The 17,742-nt window shown below is 52.7% G+C and carries 15 protein-coding genes and 2 pseudogenes; 2 read left to right on the top strand and 15 right to left on the bottom strand.

The window, feature by feature from the left end:
• The first annotated feature begins 207 nt into the window (after positions 1-207).
• A complete protein-coding gene (locus tag SGP1_RS20260; protein ID WP_011412010.1) occupies positions 208-1,182 on the top strand; it encodes a polysaccharide deacetylase family protein in 975 nt (324 codons plus the stop codon).
• Here the strand turns inward: SGP1_RS20260 and SGP1_RS20255 are convergent.
• The 15 genes and pseudogenes from SGP1_RS20255 to SGP1_RS35380 all read right to left on the bottom strand — a co-directional run bounded on the left by SGP1_RS20255 (position 1,146) and on the right by SGP1_RS35380 (position 15,433).
• Complete coding sequence (locus SGP1_RS20255; RefSeq protein WP_011412009.1) at positions 1,146-2,348, bottom strand: O-antigen ligase family protein; 1,203 nt, start codon at positions 2,346-2,348, stop codon at positions 1,146-1,148. The two genes, SGP1_RS20260 and SGP1_RS20255, sit on opposite strands and share 37 nt — an antisense overlap.
• Positions 2,329-3,234, bottom strand: a complete 906-nt coding sequence (locus SGP1_RS20250) for a sugar glycosyltransferase (RefSeq protein WP_011412008.1) — start codon at positions 3,232-3,234, stop codon at positions 2,329-2,331. Before SGP1_RS20250 ends, SGP1_RS20255 begins: the two co-directional genes overlap by 20 nt.
• 54 nt (positions 3,235-3,288) lie before the next feature.
• Positions 3,289-4,407, bottom strand: a complete 1,119-nt coding sequence (locus tag SGP1_RS20245; protein ID WP_011412007.1) for a glycosyltransferase family 9 protein — start codon at positions 4,405-4,407, stop codon at positions 3,289-3,291.
• 12 nt (positions 4,408-4,419) lie between these two features.
• Positions 4,420-5,388 (bottom strand): lipopolysaccharide heptosyltransferase RfaC, encoded by a 969-nt coding sequence (gene rfaC, locus SGP1_RS20240; RefSeq protein WP_011412006.1) that lies wholly within the window; start codon positions 5,386-5,388, stop codon positions 4,420-4,422.
• Positions 5,388-6,437, bottom strand: a complete 1,050-nt coding sequence (gene rfaF / locus SGP1_RS20235; RefSeq protein ID WP_011412005.1) for an ADP-heptose--LPS heptosyltransferase RfaF — start codon at positions 6,435-6,437, stop codon at positions 5,388-5,390. The genes rfaC and rfaF overlap by 1 nt, the downstream gene beginning before the upstream one ends.
• A 31-nt stretch (positions 6,438-6,468) precedes the next feature.
• On the bottom strand, positions 6,469-7,401 hold the full coding sequence (gene rfaD / locus SGP1_RS20230) for an ADP-glyceromanno-heptose 6-epimerase (RefSeq protein WP_011412004.1): 933 nt from the start codon (positions 7,399-7,401) through the stop codon (positions 6,469-6,471).
• A gap of 119 nt (positions 7,402-7,520) precedes the next feature.
• Positions 7,521-8,217: pseudogene (locus SGP1_RS20225) on the bottom strand (hypothetical protein).
• An 8-nt stretch (positions 8,218-8,225) separates the two neighbouring features.
• A pseudogene (locus SGP1_RS20220) lies at positions 8,226-9,431 on the bottom strand (glycosyltransferase).
• 203 nt (positions 9,432-9,634) lie between these two features.
• Positions 9,635-10,555, bottom strand: coding sequence for a divergent polysaccharide deacetylase family protein (locus SGP1_RS20215; protein WP_050747877.1), 921 nt, complete (start codon positions 10,553-10,555; stop codon positions 9,635-9,637).
• A 611-nt stretch (positions 10,556-11,166) separates the two neighbouring features.
• Positions 11,167-11,298: a hypothetical protein gene (locus SGP1_RS35385; RefSeq protein WP_279379419.1), complete on the bottom strand. Its 132-nt coding sequence runs from the start codon at positions 11,296-11,298 to the stop codon at positions 11,167-11,169.
• Positions 11,292-11,531 carry a primase-like DNA-binding domain-containing protein gene (locus tag SGP1_RS34540; RefSeq protein WP_243466313.1) on the bottom strand — a complete coding sequence of 80 codons (240 nt, stop codon included), beginning with the start codon at positions 11,529-11,531 and terminating at the stop codon, positions 11,292-11,294. The genes SGP1_RS35385 and SGP1_RS34540 overlap by 7 nt, the downstream gene beginning before the upstream one ends.
• 138 nt (positions 11,532-11,669) lie before the next feature.
• Entirely contained in the window at positions 11,670-12,359 is a 690-nt protein-coding gene (locus SGP1_RS25100) for a DUF5906 domain-containing protein (RefSeq protein WP_050747313.1), read from the bottom strand.
• A gap of 18 nt (positions 12,360-12,377) precedes the next feature.
• Positions 12,378-12,623 (bottom strand): hypothetical protein, encoded by a 246-nt coding sequence (locus SGP1_RS25095; protein ID WP_050747312.1) that lies wholly within the window; start codon positions 12,621-12,623, stop codon positions 12,378-12,380.
• Between the two features lie 309 nt (positions 12,624-12,932).
• Positions 12,933-13,148, bottom strand: coding sequence for a hypothetical protein (locus SGP1_RS20205; RefSeq protein ID WP_041866507.1), 216 nt, complete (start codon positions 13,146-13,148; stop codon positions 12,933-12,935).
• A gap of 2,159 nt (positions 13,149-15,307) precedes the next feature.
• Complete coding sequence (locus SGP1_RS35380) at positions 15,308-15,433, bottom strand: hypothetical protein (RefSeq protein ID WP_279379418.1); 126 nt, start codon at positions 15,431-15,433, stop codon at positions 15,308-15,310.
• Between the two features lie 491 nt (positions 15,434-15,924).
• Here SGP1_RS35380 and SGP1_RS31015 point away from each other — a divergent pair, with 491 nt between their 5' ends.
• A complete protein-coding gene (locus SGP1_RS31015; protein WP_158302299.1) occupies positions 15,925-17,733 on the top strand; it encodes a YadA-like family protein in 1,809 nt (602 codons plus the stop codon).
• The last annotated feature ends 9 nt before the right edge of the window (positions 17,734-17,742 follow it).

Genomic DNA, 17,742 nt, shown 5'->3' with positions numbered 1-17,742 from the left:
AGTTCCGCTCTATGCCGCTGTACACGGTCTATTTTCCCCATGATCCTACCCTAAGGCGAGATGAAAATCTCTTTTGTTTTCATCATAGCCGTCAAGGCATGCATCACGCAGGCTCACCGGCAGGGTAGATTATCGCGAACAATCCAGTTTGCGCTGTTCACGGCGGCTGCGTAACATGGATTTCTCTGATTTCAGACTGGATTCGGTATGGCTACACCTGCTTTTATTATTACTATAGATACAGAAGGCGACAATCTCTGGGAAAACCATCGGCATATTACGACCGAGAACGCCCATTATTTGCCGCGTTTCCAGGCACTCTGCGAAAGGTATCGCTTCAAGCCGGTTTATCTCACCAATTATGAAATGGCGATGGACGATGTGTTTGTCGAATTCGCCCGCGACGCCGTCGCGCGCGGCAACGGGGAAGTCGGTATGCATCTGCACGCCTGGAACAGCCCGCCGGCCCACGATCTCACCGGCGATGACGGGCGTCATAAGCCTTACCTGATCGAATATCCCGCGGCGGTCATGCGGGAAAAAATACTTTTTATGACCCAACTGCTGGAAGACACATTCCAGACAAAAATGTTGAGCCATCGCGCCGGCCGCTGGGCGTTTGACGAGCGTTATGCCGCGATGCTGCTTGAGCTGGGCTACCAAGTGGATTGCTCCGTCACCCCGCGGGTGGATTGGCGTCGCTCCCCCGGTGCGCCGGTAGGGACGGGCGGCAGCAATTATCGCCATTTCCCCGATCGCGCCTATTTTATCGATCCCGACAATATTGCTCGCCCTGGCGCCTCACGGCTGCTGGAAGTGCCGATGACCACCCGCGACAAGCATGCGCCCTGGGTGAATGCGGTCAGTCAGATGTACGATCGTCTGCGTGGCAAACGGCGCGGTTCCTCGGTGCAATGGCTACGGCCCGCGGGCGGCAATGCCGCGCAAATGTGCCGGGTGGCGGCGCAGAGCCTGGCCGCAGGCAATGATTATGTGGAGTTTATGCTGCATTCATCTGAATTTATGCCGGGCGGCAGCCCGACGTTTAGAGACAAGGCCGCCATTGAGGGATTATATCGCGATTTGGAACAGCTGTTTGACTGGCTGCAAGACCGGGTAACCGGGATGACCCTGGCGCAGTATTATCAGCGCTGTCTGGGGCAGTCGGGGGCGTCGGCATGAGAGGCCGCCGCCGGCAGCGTCAGCACCACCGCCAGCGGGAACCAGAACATATTCCAGGCGACGGCGGGGTTGCCGATGATAAACATCCCCTGGGTGAGATAAAACTCGGTGGCGAACAGAAACAGCGCGCCTTCCAGCCCCTGCCGGCGATCACATTGCTGCTTGGCCATGATGAAGCCGTAAACTAACACCAGCGCCAGCAGCAGCATGCCGCACGCGCCTCCTTTCAACAGCGCAGCCATATACAGGCTATGCGTAGTGGTGATGGTATCGCCCAGCAGGTTGACAAACGACAGCTGTTTATCTAGTCCCCAGCCGAAGAAGGGTTTTTGCGCCACCAGCTCCAGCGTGTGGCGCCAAATGCCAAAGCGGATGAAGCTTTGTTGATAGCCGCTCACAATGCGCTGCAAAAAGATATCGCCAAAACGCGTCATGAACAGCAGGGTGGGCACCCCTGCTCCTATCAACGCCATTGCCAGGAGATGGCGCCCGCGCATCGTCGACCGTAAGGCCGACAGGACGACCAGAGCACAGAGCAAGGACAGCAGGGGGCCGCGACTCTGGGTAAGCAGTAGGGCGATCAACAGCACGGTGACCGGCAGATAGAGCCAGCGCGCGCCTGTATCGCGTATCAGGATAAGACACATGAAAATACCCAAAGCGAAATAGCCCGCTAAATCGATAACGTTAGGCGGCGCGCCGAAAAAGCCATCCGTCATGCGATGGCTCAGCATCGTTTTGGGATCAACCGTAAGAAAGGTGAGTACGACCAGTACCATCCCCCCGGATGCTACGGCCCATAGCGCTATCGACCGCCGGCCTTGCAGGGTCATCAGCCGGAACATGAGAAGAAACAGCAGCAGATAAAGAGCATGGGTGAGGTCGGAAATCAGCGTCTGGGGATGGGGGGACCACAAGGTGGTGAGGCAAAAATAGCCCAGCATCAATGTGGTTAATGACAGCCCAATGTTGAACCTGCGGTCGCTGAAAAGTTGACGGCGCAGGACGGCATTGCCCGCCAGCATCACAAGCAGGCATAGCGCAGACAGGTGAAAGAGATTATTGACCCGCGTGTAGCCACAAAAGATAGCGCTAAAGAACAGAAATAGCGGAAAGAAAACCTGGAATCCCTTTCCAGCATACTCGCTAGCTCTGGAAAGCATCATGGAAGCTCACCTTCTCGAAAATCTCATTGCTTAGCGCGCTGTGCACAGAAAGGTTTTTCACCACCACGCCGTTTTGCTGCAGCACCTCGCTGGCCAAGGTGAACGCGGGAACGATGAGTGTGGCAAATTTCTCCGCCAGGAACGAGGGCAGTTTGTCTTCATCGGTTTCATAGAAACGCGGTTGATGGAAATTGGTCATGTCCAGCCCGGCGATGTACAGACGAGTGAAACCCAGGAAGAGCAAAATTTGCAGCGCCCAGAATACCACCGTGCAGGCATCAAACACCCCGCCGCGGATATCGGTGGTAAAGGCGATATTGGGATAGTTCGGACTAAACTGGATATGGGGATCCTGGCCGAAACGGAGGCCCACGTCATCGCTGGCAACCTTGGGTTGATAGATGCGATAACAGGCGTCTTCAATCAGCGCCAGCCGGCAGCGCACCGCCGCCAGCGTGAAACGGTCGATAATCCGGGCAATACCGTGCAAGGTGGTGAACAGGGTTATTGCCGGATCGGCGATTATCGACTGCAAAACATCGGTGCGGCGATCGATGAAATTCATGTCCACGATGATATACAGCTGAAAATCGAGCCGATCTTTAAGCGCGTAGGCGCCGTTAACGCCCACCACCGTTATCGGCGGCAGCCCGGCGAAATCCATTTCTTTGATGGATGGGCCGGTTGCGGTAATCAGCGCGTCGCCGCTATACCGGTGACGCCATTCGGCCAGTGGCACCAGCGGCACCGACTGTCCCTTATAGCGCAGGTGGGTGATCTCTCCTGTGCTGCCGCGGGTGATGCGGCAAAAAGGCCAGAGGTTTTCATTGTGCCGGTAGGCACGTGGTCGGGTATAGCGGTAAATTTGCTTAAATAATGTGCTCATTTCTCGGTTCTTACGCCATAGCGTTCAGGTTAGCGCAATTAGCCAGGAGGCCAATCAGGGGGCGGATATATCCGACCGTCTGGCGGTCAGCCGTTGGCTGGCGGGCAAGCCCCCCACAAAGTGATAAATATTTTCCCGATCTTCCGGAGTCAAGGCGTAAAGTTCCGTTGCCGGATGAGCGAAATGATACAGTGCGGCGAAGACAAAAGAGGAGGGAGGGATACTTTCGGGGCGAATTATCAAAGCCTTGTTTAACGGCAGTTGTTCTTTTGCCTCGCAAGGACCTGCAAAGCAGATAACGGGTACCTGCAACGCATCGGCGATATAGACATTGCCCGAATCGGTGGCGATATAACAGTCCATGCGGCGGATCGCATCGGGCACGTCCTGAAGCGGCAGTAATCCTATCAGGCTGACGATATCAGCCTCGGCGCCGGCGTGGCGAACCAGCGCATCGAGATAACCTTGCTCACTGGCCGGGCCGAACACATAGTATCGGCACGGCAGGCTCGCGAGCAGCGTGAAAATGTCGCCCCACACCGACGGCGGCAGCGTTTTGGCCTTGTTGCCGGCGGAGATACTGATACCGATGTTGAGGGTGTCAGTGGAGGTCGCCAGTTCAGGGCGCGGCGTCAACGGCCGCCATAGAGGCGAGGTGGCGTGTTTAGGCTGGCTGCGCCAGGTCAGGGAACGATCCGCCAGGCGCAGATAGTTTTGCAGCGTCAACGTATCGCGCCGATGTTCAACCACGCCGCTGGCGGTGAGATAAAACAGCTTATGGTACCAGCGTCGCGTATAGGTGCTGAGAAACTGCTTGTCCGGGGCGTTACACAAAGCGGCAAAAAACAGATTACTGTTGTTGGGATGCAGCAAATAGACATGGCTGTAGCGATTTACCAGCCGTAAGCCCAGGCGGATCTTGCTAAACAGATTTTGCTTGTAATCCTCAATATACAGGCACTCCGCCAGCGTATTATCACGCTCCGCCAGCGGCTGGACTGTACGGCTGAGCAGCGCGTCCGACACACCCAGATGGCGCAGCAAAGGGGTGATATTAACAAAATCGCCAATTTTCGCCGTCTGTATCACCAGCTTTTTGCCCGTGGGCCGCTGCATCAGCTTTAACAGCATCTTCACCGGCAACAACAGAAGAAAGATGAACAGATAATTCATGATGCGCTATCCCTATTCCCGCGACGGCAGCATCGGTTGCAGCGTCCGCCAGACGTACTCTGCCGCCAGGAACTCCATACTACCGTCTTCCGCGCGCAACTCCTGCTGATGGAGTCCGTAACCGCCGATAAGCCCCGGATCGGTAGGACCATACAGCGTCAGGTTCGGACGGTCGAGGGCGGCGGCCAGATGACTGAGGCCGGTATCCACCGACACGACCGCCGTCGCGCCCGCCAGCTGCGCCGCTACCTGCGCCAGCGTCAAAGGGGGGAGCACTTCCGCTGCGCTGAACCCCTCGGCCAGCCGGTGGGCGCGCAGGCGTTCATGTTCTGCCCCCCAGGGTAACTTGATGCGATAGCCGGCTTCACCGGCAAGTTGGATCAGCGCGCGCCAGTGGGCCTCCGGCCAATGCTTACCGGGACGGGTCGTGGCATGCAGAAAAACCAGATAGGTATCGTCGCCCGGCAGAGGGGGAAAATGGCCGGCAATGGCATAGTCGCCGGGCGTGGCAGGAAGCGGGTAGCCCAGGCTGGCGGCGAACAGTTGGCGTATGCGCTCGATAGCGTGCTGCTGTTTGCTTACGTCGTGCCGCCGATGATAAAACCAGCTGGCGAAGGGTTCGCGCGCGCTTTTGCAGTCCAGACCATGTTTTTCGCCGTGCGCCACGCGGGTGACGAGCGCCGCGCTTTTCATCAGGCCCTGCGCATCGATAACCGCGTCGTAGCGCTCACGCTGTAGCTGACGTTTGAAGTTGCAGCGCTCCTGGCGCACGGCCGCGCCGAACCAGTTTTTGCGCCAGCGGCGGATAGCCACCTGTATCACCCGCCGCACCGCCGGATGCCAGGTGGGGATTTGGGCAAAATTCTCTTCTACCACCCAGTCGAAACGGATCCCCGGCATTGCGCGCGCCGCATCGGTCAGCGCAGGTAGAGTATGCAATACATCACCCATTGAGGACGTTTTGACGATAAGGACCTGCATTAATTCTCCTCTTGGGGGGCCAATAACGGTTCCAGTTCGCTGAGCAACCGGGCAGGTTGAATCGCGATTAGGCTCTGATGGTAGCCTTGCTCGTTGTCACCTTTACGAATTTTATGGTAACCACTAATTAAACGAATTACCCGTGCCTGATGGGAAAGCGGCGGGGTAAAATCCGGGCTGCTGGGCCCGTATAGCGCGACCAGCGGACGATCCAGCGCGCTGGCCACGTGCATCAGCCCGGAATCGTTGCTGACGATCCCCTGGCAGGCGGCAATGAGCGTAACCGCCTGCTCCAGTGAAGTCTGACCGGCCAGATTGTGGCAGTGGCTGCGTGCGCCCGCGGTCAGCGCGGCGCCGATGGCATCGCCGGCCGCGTGATCTTTGGGGGAGCCGAACAACGCTATCTGATAGCCGCGGCGGATAAGCGCTTCGGCCAGCTCGGCATAATGATAATGCGGCCAGCGTTTGGCCGGGCCGAACTCGGCGCCGGGACAAAAACCGATAAGCGGGCGCGCATCGTCAGGCACAAACGTGCTCAGTGCCTGCGCTTTCTCCGCCGCACTGACCGTAAGGCGCGGCCAAGGCAGCGGCGTGGGTAAATCGGCGGCGCTGCGCATTGTCCGGCGATCAAAAGCCAGGGCGGCGTAACGCTGCACCATAAGCGGAAAAGCCTGCTTATCCAGCGTGCGCAGGTCGTTGAGTAGTCCATAACGCATTTCGCCGCGCCAGCCAGTCCGCTGAGGAATGTCAGCGAAAAACGGAACCAGCGCCGATTTAAACGAATTAGGCAGCACCATCGCCTGCTGGTAGCCACTTTGCCGCAGCGATTGCCCCAGCCGGCGGCGCTCGCCCAGCGCCAAAGCGCCGTGGCTGAGCGGCATCGCCAGCGCCTGGTTGACCTCCGGCATGCGGTTTAGCAAAGGGCGACACCAGGCCGGGGCCATCACGTCTATCTGTACGCCAGGGTGGCGCTGCGCCAGCAGGCGATACAGGCTCTGGGACATCATCATATCGCCGACCCAGGATGGTCCGATCACCAGTATTTTCATGCCGCCGCTCTCTTTCTTGCACTCAAGGATATCAATAGTTGTGGTTCAGCCAGCGTAGATATTCCGCGACCCCTTCGGCGACGGTTTTGAAGGGTTGCGTGTAGCCGGCGGCACGCAGCTGGGTTAAATCCGCCTGGGTATAGGCCTGATAGCGCCCTTTGAGTTTTTCCGGGAACGGAATGTATTCCAACTGGCCTTTTTTATGGTAATCCAGCACGGCGTCCGACACTGCCTGGAACGATTCTGCCCGTCCAGTGCCGCAGTTGAAAATCCCCGAGACGTTGTTTTGCCAGAACCACAGATTTACCGCTGCGACGTCGCCAACGTAAATGAAGTCGCGTTTGAAACCTTCACTCCCGGCGAACAGTTTCGGATTTTCGCCGGCGTTAATTTGATTATTTAGATGGAAAGCCACACTCGCCATGCCGCCTTTATGCCCTTCGCGCGGACCGTAGACATTAAAATAGCGGAAACCGCAGATTTGCGATTCGGCCTGCGGCAATAGGGCGCGCACATATTGATCGAACAGGAATTTGGAATAGCCATAGACGTTCAAGGGCTGCTCGTATTGTCGATCCTCAATGAAATGTTCCGTCCTGCCGCCGTAGGTTGCCGCGGAAGAGGCATACAGAAAGGGGATGGTGCGCTCCATACAGTAGTGCAGAAGTTCTTTGGAGTACTGATAGTTATTATCCATCATGTACTTGCCGTCCCACTCGGTCGTGGAAGAACAGGCGCCTTCATGAAATACCGCGTCGATATCGCCGAAGTCATCGCCGGCGACAATGCTGGCGATAAAATCCTCTTTATCCATATAATCGGAGATATTCAGGTCGACTAGATTGGCATATTTGGTGCCGTCCTTGAGGTTATCCACCACCAAAACATCGTTGTAGCCAATCTGATTTAACGCCTTGACGATATTACTGCCGATAAAACCGGCCCCACCGGTGACAACTATCATGGGTTACCCTTGCGATTCAATGGCGCCGGCACAACGTCGGCCCCTGATAATGCTCCTATCATAGCATTTCCTCTCCGGGCTTTATATCTTCCCGGTTGACCGCAAATGCGCTACCGCCGCTAGCGCGCAAGCCGCTCTTTATCACTGAGATAGTATACTTTTCCATGTAGGTTTGCGGCTTGAACAGCAGCGGCGTATCGTGTGAGTGCAGATATTTATGCCATTCCGACAGCGGGAAACCGCCGTGGGCGCCCACCACCTGCGGCGGAATAACCGAAGGCGTACCGCCAATGCGTTTCGCCGCTGGCCAGTTCATCCACTCGCCCAGGTTAATGGAGCGAATATCCAGCATCGCCGCCAGCGCGAGGCCGCTCAATTTGTCGATCATTTTTCCCTGGCGAAAGCTGGCGTAAATATGATCATCCTGTAGCGCTATTTGCGGCATCGAGAGCAAATTCAAATCGGAATCGATCATCAGAATACAGTCGGTGCGCGCTTGGAGCGGCGCCTGCATTTTGACCAGGCGACTGAGATAAATTTGCTTATAAGGATAATCGCCGCCGGGGGTCTCATCTCTGAGCGTTGCGACGCGGGTTTTCGCCGGTAACGCGAGAAAGACGGCGGCGCTCTGGTCGGTGACGATCACTATCTCGGTTAACGCCGGTGCAAAGCGCGCGGCGCACTTAACAGCTCTTCTTCAATATAATCGGCGCCCACGTAGGGGATGACCACCGACGTGACCGGTAAGCCGCCGGCCACTGCCTGATAGGGCAGATTATGGCGCGCGCGAATACGTCGGTATCTGGTATTGAACACACAAAGTCTCAGGGTAAATGGGCGTCTGCAAGCACGGCTTCGACGCCAGCGATATAGTTTTCGATAGCAAGCTCCCGGTGAACCCGCTCATTGGCGCGCCGTGCCAGCAAACGGCGCTGGTCGACATCGCTGTAAAGCGTTGCAAGGTGGTGCGCCAATTGCGCCACATCGCCATAGGGAAACAGCAGGCCAGTGTCCTGATGGCGTACCAATTCGGTGGTGCCGGTGACCGCTGAACCGATGACCGGCGTTTCGAGCAGCATCGCTTCCAGTACTACCCGAGGCAGGCCCTCGCTGCGGGAGGCGAGTATCAGCGCGTCGAAGGCGGCCAGATATTCCATCGCATTGCGCTGAAAGCCGGTAAAAATGACGCGATCGCCGAGGCCGGATTGTTCCGCCTGACGCGCCAGATTGGCCTGTTCGTTACCCGATCCCACCAGCACCATTTTCCAGCGTGCGTCGGGGTGGGCCTGATGGAATGCCTGTAGCGCCTGTAGCGTGTGATCATGCGCCTTGCGGGCGATGAGCGAGCCGATGCTGCCGAACAGAACGGTGCCCGCATCGGCGCCGAAGGATTGGCGCAGTCGGGCGCCGTCCGGCAGCGATTGATAAATATCGATGCCGTTAAACACCGTTTGGCACAGCGCCGGCCGGATATCGCCGCGGATGAGGGTTTGCCGTACGCCGTCGGATACTGCGATGATACTGCGCGCGACCCGGTTAACCCGGGCGACGATGTACGGGTCGAGGACCGGCTCAATGCGGCAATGTTGCACGACCGCCACCGGCATGCCCTCGGCCGCTCTATAGCCTTCCACATTGGAGCTGGGCTACAGCAGATGATAGTCTCCTGCGTGCAGCAGGGCGGTAAGCTGTCGTGCGTTCGGAGCGATGCGCCAGAAATGGTCGATAGCTTGCACGGCGCGTTGGCGCCAGGGGGCGTGGAACAGCAAAAGCCCGAGCAGGATTTCCTTGCTTATTTTAGCCCAAACCGGTTGCCGGCGCTGCGCAATAAACCGCGTCGGGATGCCGATGGCGCGTAAAACGTCGCCGATGGTTTTTTCATTATCACACTGATAATTATGATAAAAACAGCAGGTAATCTCAAACCGGCTGCGGTCGGTATGTTTAAGGAGTTTCAACAGACTATTGGTGACGCCGTCCCACTCTTTGCCGTTATCCAACAACAGAATTTTCAACCGACCTTGTGGCATCGTCATGCATTTCCACCGCACAAACCATCCATAATTTAGATGCATGGTAACATAGATGCGTTACCTTCGCTATTTCACCGCTGAAAGGCGGCGAGCGTCGATGGTTCACGCCAGATGGGCAAAGGGACGGCCGCGGATGAGCAAAAGAGCGGCGCCGCTTCATTGCCTGAGCGCCTGAGGCAGCGGTCGCGTTTTGCGGTCAGTTATTGTCCGGCAGGTTTGCCCGCGGTGGGTTTCTCAGCGGCAGGGGGCCTCTCGCCGCGCAGTATAATGCGCCACGTGTCGGCAACGCTTGAAGCGATGGCGCCCAGCATGGCATCGGCATACACCGGCGTCGGCGCCTGACGACTCGAACAATAGGGCACGCCACGGAAGGGATGCGGGCGCGCCGGCGTCGGTTTTGCCACAGGCGAAGCGGCGGGGGCTATTGTGGGACGTTCGTTGAGCAGCATGCTCGGGCGCACCAGGACGATATCTCCCGGCAGGGACGGCAGCATCTGTTGCAGCACGCGCACCGTGGCCGGATGCGGATGACCGATAGCGATAGCGAAACCGTTACGGCGGGCCAGCGCCACCGCGCGATTGAACTGGTGACGGATGTCGGCCTCATTGGCGGTATCGTCCAGAAACACCTGCCGCTTGAGGACCCGGACGCCAGTGCCGGCAGAGGCGGGCACCGCCTGACTGTTGCCGATCGTCACGCTATCAAGGAAGTAGTAAGAATAGTGGCTTAACGCCTGCATCACATGTTGCATGCCGCTGAGACTGGATGTCATCGCGCTGCCCATATGATTGTTTAACCCCACTGCGTAAGGGACTTTTTGGGTCGCCTGCTGGATAATGTCCGACACCTGGTCGCGGCTCATCGCCGGCGTGAGCGTATTGCGCTCCAGTGGCTGTTTGCTTAAGGGCGCCATCGGCAAATGAATGAGGATTTCGCGCCTCTGTCGATGGGCTTTAAGCGCCATCTCCCGGGCATAGGGCGCATCCGGCAGCACCGCGATGGAAACGTTAACCGGCATGGCCAGGACCTGATTCTCGGTCGCGGGCCGGTAGCCAAAATCATCAATGACGATGGCCAGCTTCCCGGCCTGCGCCACAGGGCATGCCAGCAGCAGAAACATAACGATAGCGGTGCTACATGTTTTAATCGACAAACTACCTTCCTAACCAGGGTATGGGATTTTTTAATTAATTCATTGTTTAAAATTGTTATTTTTTAAATTTAAAGCCCCCGTTTGGAGCCCTTTTCGAGATTTCGTCAATCTGCAATGAGCGAAAAGTAAACAGATAACGTTCATACCAGTCTACACGCATCTACGTACCGCTTACAGGCTATTTCCAAGCCACAGGGATAAATATCAAAGTAAACTATTTCTAATATTTAACAGGGGCATGTCGCCAAGGCGTTAGTAGTGAGAGCAGCACCAGAAGATTAAGGCACAGGACAGAAGTCAAATGTTAATGAAATGTTTTCATTAAACATTCAAGTAACAAAGGTCGAAAACACAACAAATAGAAATTATTATTTATCAATACCTTATGTTTTTCACCTCTAGAATCTATATATGTTGCTCCAACTGTTCAGACTGGCACCTAATTCTATGTTTTTAAATATAAAAATAGCCTGAACACTTGTGTTCAGGATTTTTGGGTTTTCAGAGTCGAAATGTTAAATCTATGTTTCAGATAAAAAGCCCCGGAAAGGAGCTTTGAAGGGTGTTTGGGTAAAATATTATAGTGCTAAGGTATCATCCTCCGCCACGTCCTGCAACCATTCCTCGGCGCTCTCCGTCAGTTCCAGGTTGTACCGAACGCCTTTTTCTTTCTTGTCTTTCTTCAACTCCGTACCGTACTCTTTCAGCACGATGGGCAGTCCCGTCCAAAGGTGGTCAGCGTCAACGGGCGCTGGTGTCTGCAAGCCTCCAGATAGGTCAGATACGCATGGTAGAGGTATACTCTGGGGTCTGACGGGATACGGTTATTCCCCATATATATCCCATTGGCGTTTTCCAACGCTTTCAGGTGCTCGCAGAAGCTGTAGAGCGTGTCGTTGATATTTTTAACCGCCAACGCCTCGCTGGAATCCCGTTGCAGCACCAACAGGCGTTTAGCACGTTCTGGCTCGCTAAACGCCTCCAGTAGGGCGCGGACGATGACCGGTACCTCCGCACTGATTTTCTCTAATTAATAGCGGGTCTTGCTGCGATTCCTTTACCGAATGATTAAATGGAAAAATCACACGGCGTCGGGCGATGCCCTCTTGCCGTTCAGTAAAAAGCTCATCGGCTCGTTGTCGATAATAATCACCACGGCTTTTAGCACAAGGCTGTAGGGCTTAAGGTGCTTGGGGTCAATCAGCACACTATCGCTCCCGGTTACCGTCTTGATACCTGCACCCGCCCCGACGTAGCGCACCTGGTCGGGCAAGGTGATTAGACTCTTGCCAACAAACGGTTCACGCTCGCGGGCGCTATCCAATGCCGCCATGCTGCCGCTTTCCGCGTTGTGCTCCCCGGCCAGCAGCGTTGCAATACCGGTAAAGACGCTTTTTCCACTCCCCCCCCGGTGCCGGTTACCTCCAAAAAAGCTGCCAGTCATAGCGGTTTGCCAGTACCATAAACAGCACTGCCTTGATGCAAGCGGCTTTACGCTCTTCGCTATCGGCGCATGCGCTTTCGGCGTTTCGCCGGGCAACGGTGGTGTGTAGCTAATACCGTTATGGGTCGTCAGCCAGTCCTCGGCCTTGTGCGCCCGGAACGTTTTGGCGTTCAGGTCGTATACACCGTTCGCAAAGCCGACAAGGTGGCGGCTGGCCTCACCCATGAGCGGGATTTGCCATTTCATCGTATCCACGGCGTTAGTGATATCGCGAGGAGAGAATGTCGCCTCGTTCTCGCAAAATATCTGCGCCATCTGACGTTTCAACTCGCCATCCGGCAGATGCTACCATATCTGACCATTATAGCGATGCACCATCTCGCCGCACGCCTTGAGCCGCACATCGCCGTAGTACTCTGCCAGCAACGCGCCTCTTTGACTGGCGGCCATCTTTTTTTCAACCAACTGTGCGCGAAGGTGGTAAGCGCCGCGATTTACCCAGCCGAGGTCTTGAGCGTCATTGAAGATTGCCCGGCAGTTGGTGGTACTGGCCTTTAATGCATCCCAGCGTTTGGCGGCGACTTCTTCCAAATCCTCCTCGTAAGCCTCTTGGGCCGTTGCCGACCAGTCAATAAACAGTTGGCGCGCCTCGTCTTCGTCTCAGCGATCCTCTTCGCGACCAGCGCAGCAACGCGCAGCGGGAGCGCGTCAACGTCCACTGGCGCACCGTCAAAGGTCATGGCCCTGGCGCGGCTGTCGGGGCAATAGAGGAAGCTCTGCGCGCCATAGACGCTACGGTCCAGCAAGAGATAATCATCGCCGCTGGTTCATGTCGCCTTGCTCACGTCTACACTGTCAAGCGTGAAGCCGATATCAGCCATCAGTAGGCCCTCAAACGCTTCACACACTGCCGGATGCATCGGGATGCACCAGTCGAGAAAACGCCACCACGAGGCGTATACGCGGCGATTGAGGCGTATGGCTGGCCGTCTGATAGGAAAAGGCCGCATAGCGTGGTAAATGGTCGGTCAGTTTGCGCACCGCCCTCGGCGTACAGGCGTCGAAGTCATAGCCGCCAAAGGCGCAGGCAGCCATATTTTTCTTGATACGCAGCATACCGGCCTCCTTGACCGGCGGTGCGAACCAGAACAGTTTGGCTTTTTCAGCGCGCAGCGCTTGAGCGCTAATGTCCGGCGTTATGGCAATTGTCGTGCGCTTAGCAATAATGCGCTGGCGAAACGCATTAAACTATCCACAGTCTGCAGCTCGGGGGGGGGGGAGGTACTCGAAGATTATTTTTACTGTGCTCGAATTCTAGGTAGTGGATGTTAGTTTCTACATCACCCTTGCGATCTATTTCATAACCTGGATGTGCCTCCACCCAATCATCGTTAGCTATTTTTTCAGTGTAAGGACGAACTAACATTTCTGGTGCCGCTATAAATTCACAGTGAAAATTGCTTATTTCCTCAAACAGGTCGTGATATCTTGTAGCGCCATCGCTTCGGCGGCACGCTCAAGTGTGTATTCAGGAAGGAAAAAATTAGGTGGGATAGACTTGGCTTTTTTGCTCATTAAACGTTCGCCTTATTGCAATCGCCTCGAGAATGAAGTGAGGCAGGGTGGTAAGGCGAAACCGCCGGTTCTTCCCGTCGGGATAGCCTCAGTGACATTTTGTCATACCCCAGACGCAGATCAACGGCTGTAGACTGCACTGGACGACTTACGGGGTTTTTGCCAGAATCGGCGGAAAGTAGAGGGTGTGAGAATTTGCAATTCTAGCCGAGCGATAGAATTAAGCTTAATCAATGGGTTACATATACGGGCAAGGGTGGAATTTGAAATGCGCCCCTTGAGCGGAGGGGAGTTTGCGCTCGCCCGTTTTGGGGTGCTCAAATTGTAACCGAAGGTGGGATTCCACTATCGCTTATAATTTGAGCAAAATTTTGATTCGGGGTGTTTACCTCTTGCCATGTGCACAGAGTGTGTCGGCTGGGCTTTTGCAGCTAAGATATTGATATATATGGTATATTAGATTTGCGCTACGGCTAAGCACTCGTTTTTGGGTGTTTACCTAGCGTTTGCGAGTTACCGATGGTAACGCACAAATTTCGAGCAATGCTCAGAAATGAGCTTCGGGATTTCCCGATTTCAAATCGGCAAATTCCGATACGGTTACTTTTTGAACTACAAAATTTTTGTAGTTGCGAGTCGCTAGAAGATACGCTCAACCCTGAGCGTATCTGGCAAGGGCGAATTTGAAATCCGTGCTATGCGTCATGACACCGGGTGTTCAGAGTGGCAGATTGCCGCAACGTATTGCTATTTACCATGGCTCAACATTGAGCCATCTACCCCCTGCCCGAAAGCGTAGAGTCGATTCCGGCGTTTCGACGGAATTAAACAAAATCAATGGGTTGGCAGATTACCCGAATTTGGGTAATTAAATAAAATCAATGGATTATGCAAGAGCAACGAAATTAGTTGCTCTGACCTCCCCGGATTCGGGGAGCGCAAAAATCGGCATTGGTATTCAATATGTTATCTGGGCACAAGCCCCCTCTAGTCTCGCTGATTTTGCGAGTAACTTAATAGTAACGCACAAAGTTTGAGCGAAGCATTGATTAATGCTCCGGGGCTGCACAAATCTCCAATCGGCATTAACATTCAATAGGTTATCTGCACATACCCCATGAACTGCGTCGAAATAATCGACGCGGTTGGCCGTGCTGCACAAATCAAAAATATCCTAGCTATTTCAATCTATTATCTGCACACAACACCCTGTATCACACTCGAAAGTAGTGCTCATCGTCAGCTTTTTCCGGATTTTGCAAAGTTCCACTGCCGTGGAGTCGTGGAAGCTGATTTCTGCTTAAAAGTTGAACTACAAAATTTTCATAGTTCAAAATATAGAAAGGTGCACGTCAACCGACATCGTCAATCACTTCACTGCTCACGCGACCATGCCTGAAAGCGTCTGTGCGCCATTGTGAGAAGATTTCTATTCTAGGGGTAATCGAGTCAGACATTGGCAAAGCGTCTCTATCAAGCTAACAGGTGCCTTAAAATCGATATCGGTGAATGGATGCATGCCTGAAAGCGTCTGTAAGCCATCAGGTGCGTTTTATCTGCCAACTCAGTGTTTGAGGATGGAGAGAGAAGAAAATCGCTTACAGCGCCAACACGTGGGCCAAATGGGAAATTGCTGGAGACTGTTGGATGTGCCGGAAATGCGGATAACAAGATAGGTTTATAATGACATTGGTATTTATTTATGTGGGGGTGATTTCAGTAACGGTGAGGCCGAGACCAGCCAGAGCAACACCTTCATGCTCACCGATACGCTGACCCGCTGGCATAAATCCGAACTCGGCCAGTTCGCCCAGAGGCACTGACATCCATCTCGGCTCGTCGAGTTTGACATAAAAGCAATCATTCAACTCCCTCTGTGGCTCATCAGCCACCAAAAACCTTCATGTCTTCATCTCTCTTAAAGAAAGATGAAGACATTACCGGATAATAAAAATATTCTTTTTTAATTAAAGCACCATGTTTATTTTAAATTTCGCTCCTCGACAGGCCGGTATAAAATACCCAAAAACCATGAAAGATATAATAACACAGATCATAACAAGCTTATACACCTCATGGTTAATAGCACGCCAGAATATGCATTAAAAAATTTTATCTATATATTATAAAACAAAATTTAAAATATAAATAGCAAAAGAAAAAATTGACATGCAAAAAACACAAAAACAAATAAAAAAATCGATCGAAACGATCTATAACCTTTTCTTTTCTTTTGTTTTTTTTCTGGATAAATTAGCCTCAGCTTTTAAAGCAGAATAAATTTTTAACAAACCTTAACCATGGAAATATAAAACACATGAAAAAAATGTTACCGCCAATGGTGGCAACTCTGTATTTAATTCATATTCCTTGTGTACTTGCTGAAGAAGATAAAGGGCATCATGCAAAGCTTTATCACAATCAACAAATTAAACAGCCAGAACAAGAAACACATGCGTACGCACCTAACTATGGCACTGTCGTTGGAAATAACGGTAGTGCTATGGCTATGGGAATACAAAGCCGAGTAGATAGCGACACTCCCGCCATAGCCATGGGTGACTCTGCGATTGCAGCAGCTGATTATTCTATCAGTATCGGGGGATCAAGTTATTCCGACGGAATAAGCTCTATTGCAATGGGCGTTTTATCTTATACTGGCGGTAATTATGGCCTTGCAGTAGGTGCATCGAGTCACGCTAGAGCAACAGAATCTACCGCGTTGGGTAGCAATAGTTTTTCTTTGTCACCAAGCTCTGTCGCATTAGGCTCTGAATCTATGACAGAGAGACAGCCCGGAATTATAACCGAACTCTTTACTAATGCTAATAGACAGACATCTGGTGAAGTATCTATAGGTAATAACTATCAACTGAGACAAATAACTCATATTGCAGGAGGCACTGAAAAAACAGATGCTGCAAATATAGGTCAGTTACAAGCAATAGACAATAAAATAACCAACTTAAATTCACGATTTGATGAAAATGTATCTAAAAATAAAGAATTCATGGAAAATATGGAAAAGAATACACAAATTATCGCTGATAGTACTGAAGACATCAAAAAACATACTCAGGACGCAAGTCAATTTTCTACTTTAACTCAAGAGCACAAGGAACATGCTTTCTCTGCATTGCAAAAAACACAAAGCCATGAAAGCGCCGCAAGTATCTCTGCTCAAAATGCAGCTGAACATGAATCATTCGCCCATTCCAGTGCAGCTCAAGTGGCAAAATTTAAAGATATAGCAGAACATGATGCACAATCAATTGAGGGAAATAAAAGAGTTTCTGAAGGAGCATTAACACATATTGAAAAATCAAGAAAAGACGCAAAAGAAATGGCGGATATGACGAATAATTTGGAAATGGCTGCCAGTAAATCTTCCCATAAAGCAGCTGAACACGAAGAAACCGCTCGCGTCAGCGCAAACGAGGCAGGACAGCATCGTGATGCTACCCTTCACGCGCGAAATACTGCTGTAGATTTAGCGACGCAAACAATCGAATACAAGGATAAAGCAAAAAAATCATTTGTGCAAATTGAGGGATATCAGCAACAGGCTCATAGAAATTTTATCGCATTAAAAAAACAACATAATAAATTATTAACGCAAGAAAGAAGAGATAAGAAAAATATAGATAGAAAAATCACTGAAGACGCGAATGGTGTTATTCACATTGGTCAGTATGAAAATGGGACATCCATTTCTGTGAGTGGTCAGCAGGGTGACAGAACCATCACCGGCGTGGCTGAAGGTGTCAGAGGCAATGACGCTGCCAATATTGCTCAACTAAACCGTGTGAAAAATACCGCCACTACCGCGCATGCGATAGCTCAAAAAAATACTTCACGCATTAAAAACCTTGAAAATCAATTATCCAAAACCAACGCTAAAATAGACAGAGGATTAGCCGCATCTGCTGCACTAACCAGCCTTTTTCAGCCTTACGGAGTAGGTAAATTCAATGTTACGGCAGGCATCGGTGGGTACGGCTCTTCTCAGGCGCTAGCTATAGGGACTGGATATCGTATCAATAAAAATATGGCGATTAAAGCCGGAGCTGCTTATTCTGCGAGTGGTAGCATGATGTATAATGCATCATTTAACGTTGAATGGTAAGAAAGAACA

This window comes from Sodalis glossinidius str. 'morsitans' (assembly GCF_000010085.1).
Taxonomy (GTDB): Bacteria; Pseudomonadota; Gammaproteobacteria; order Enterobacterales; family Enterobacteriaceae; genus Sodalis; species Sodalis glossinidius.
The sequence above is the reverse complement of the archived record's forward strand: the minus strand, read 5'-3'. Positions and strand labels throughout refer to the sequence as shown.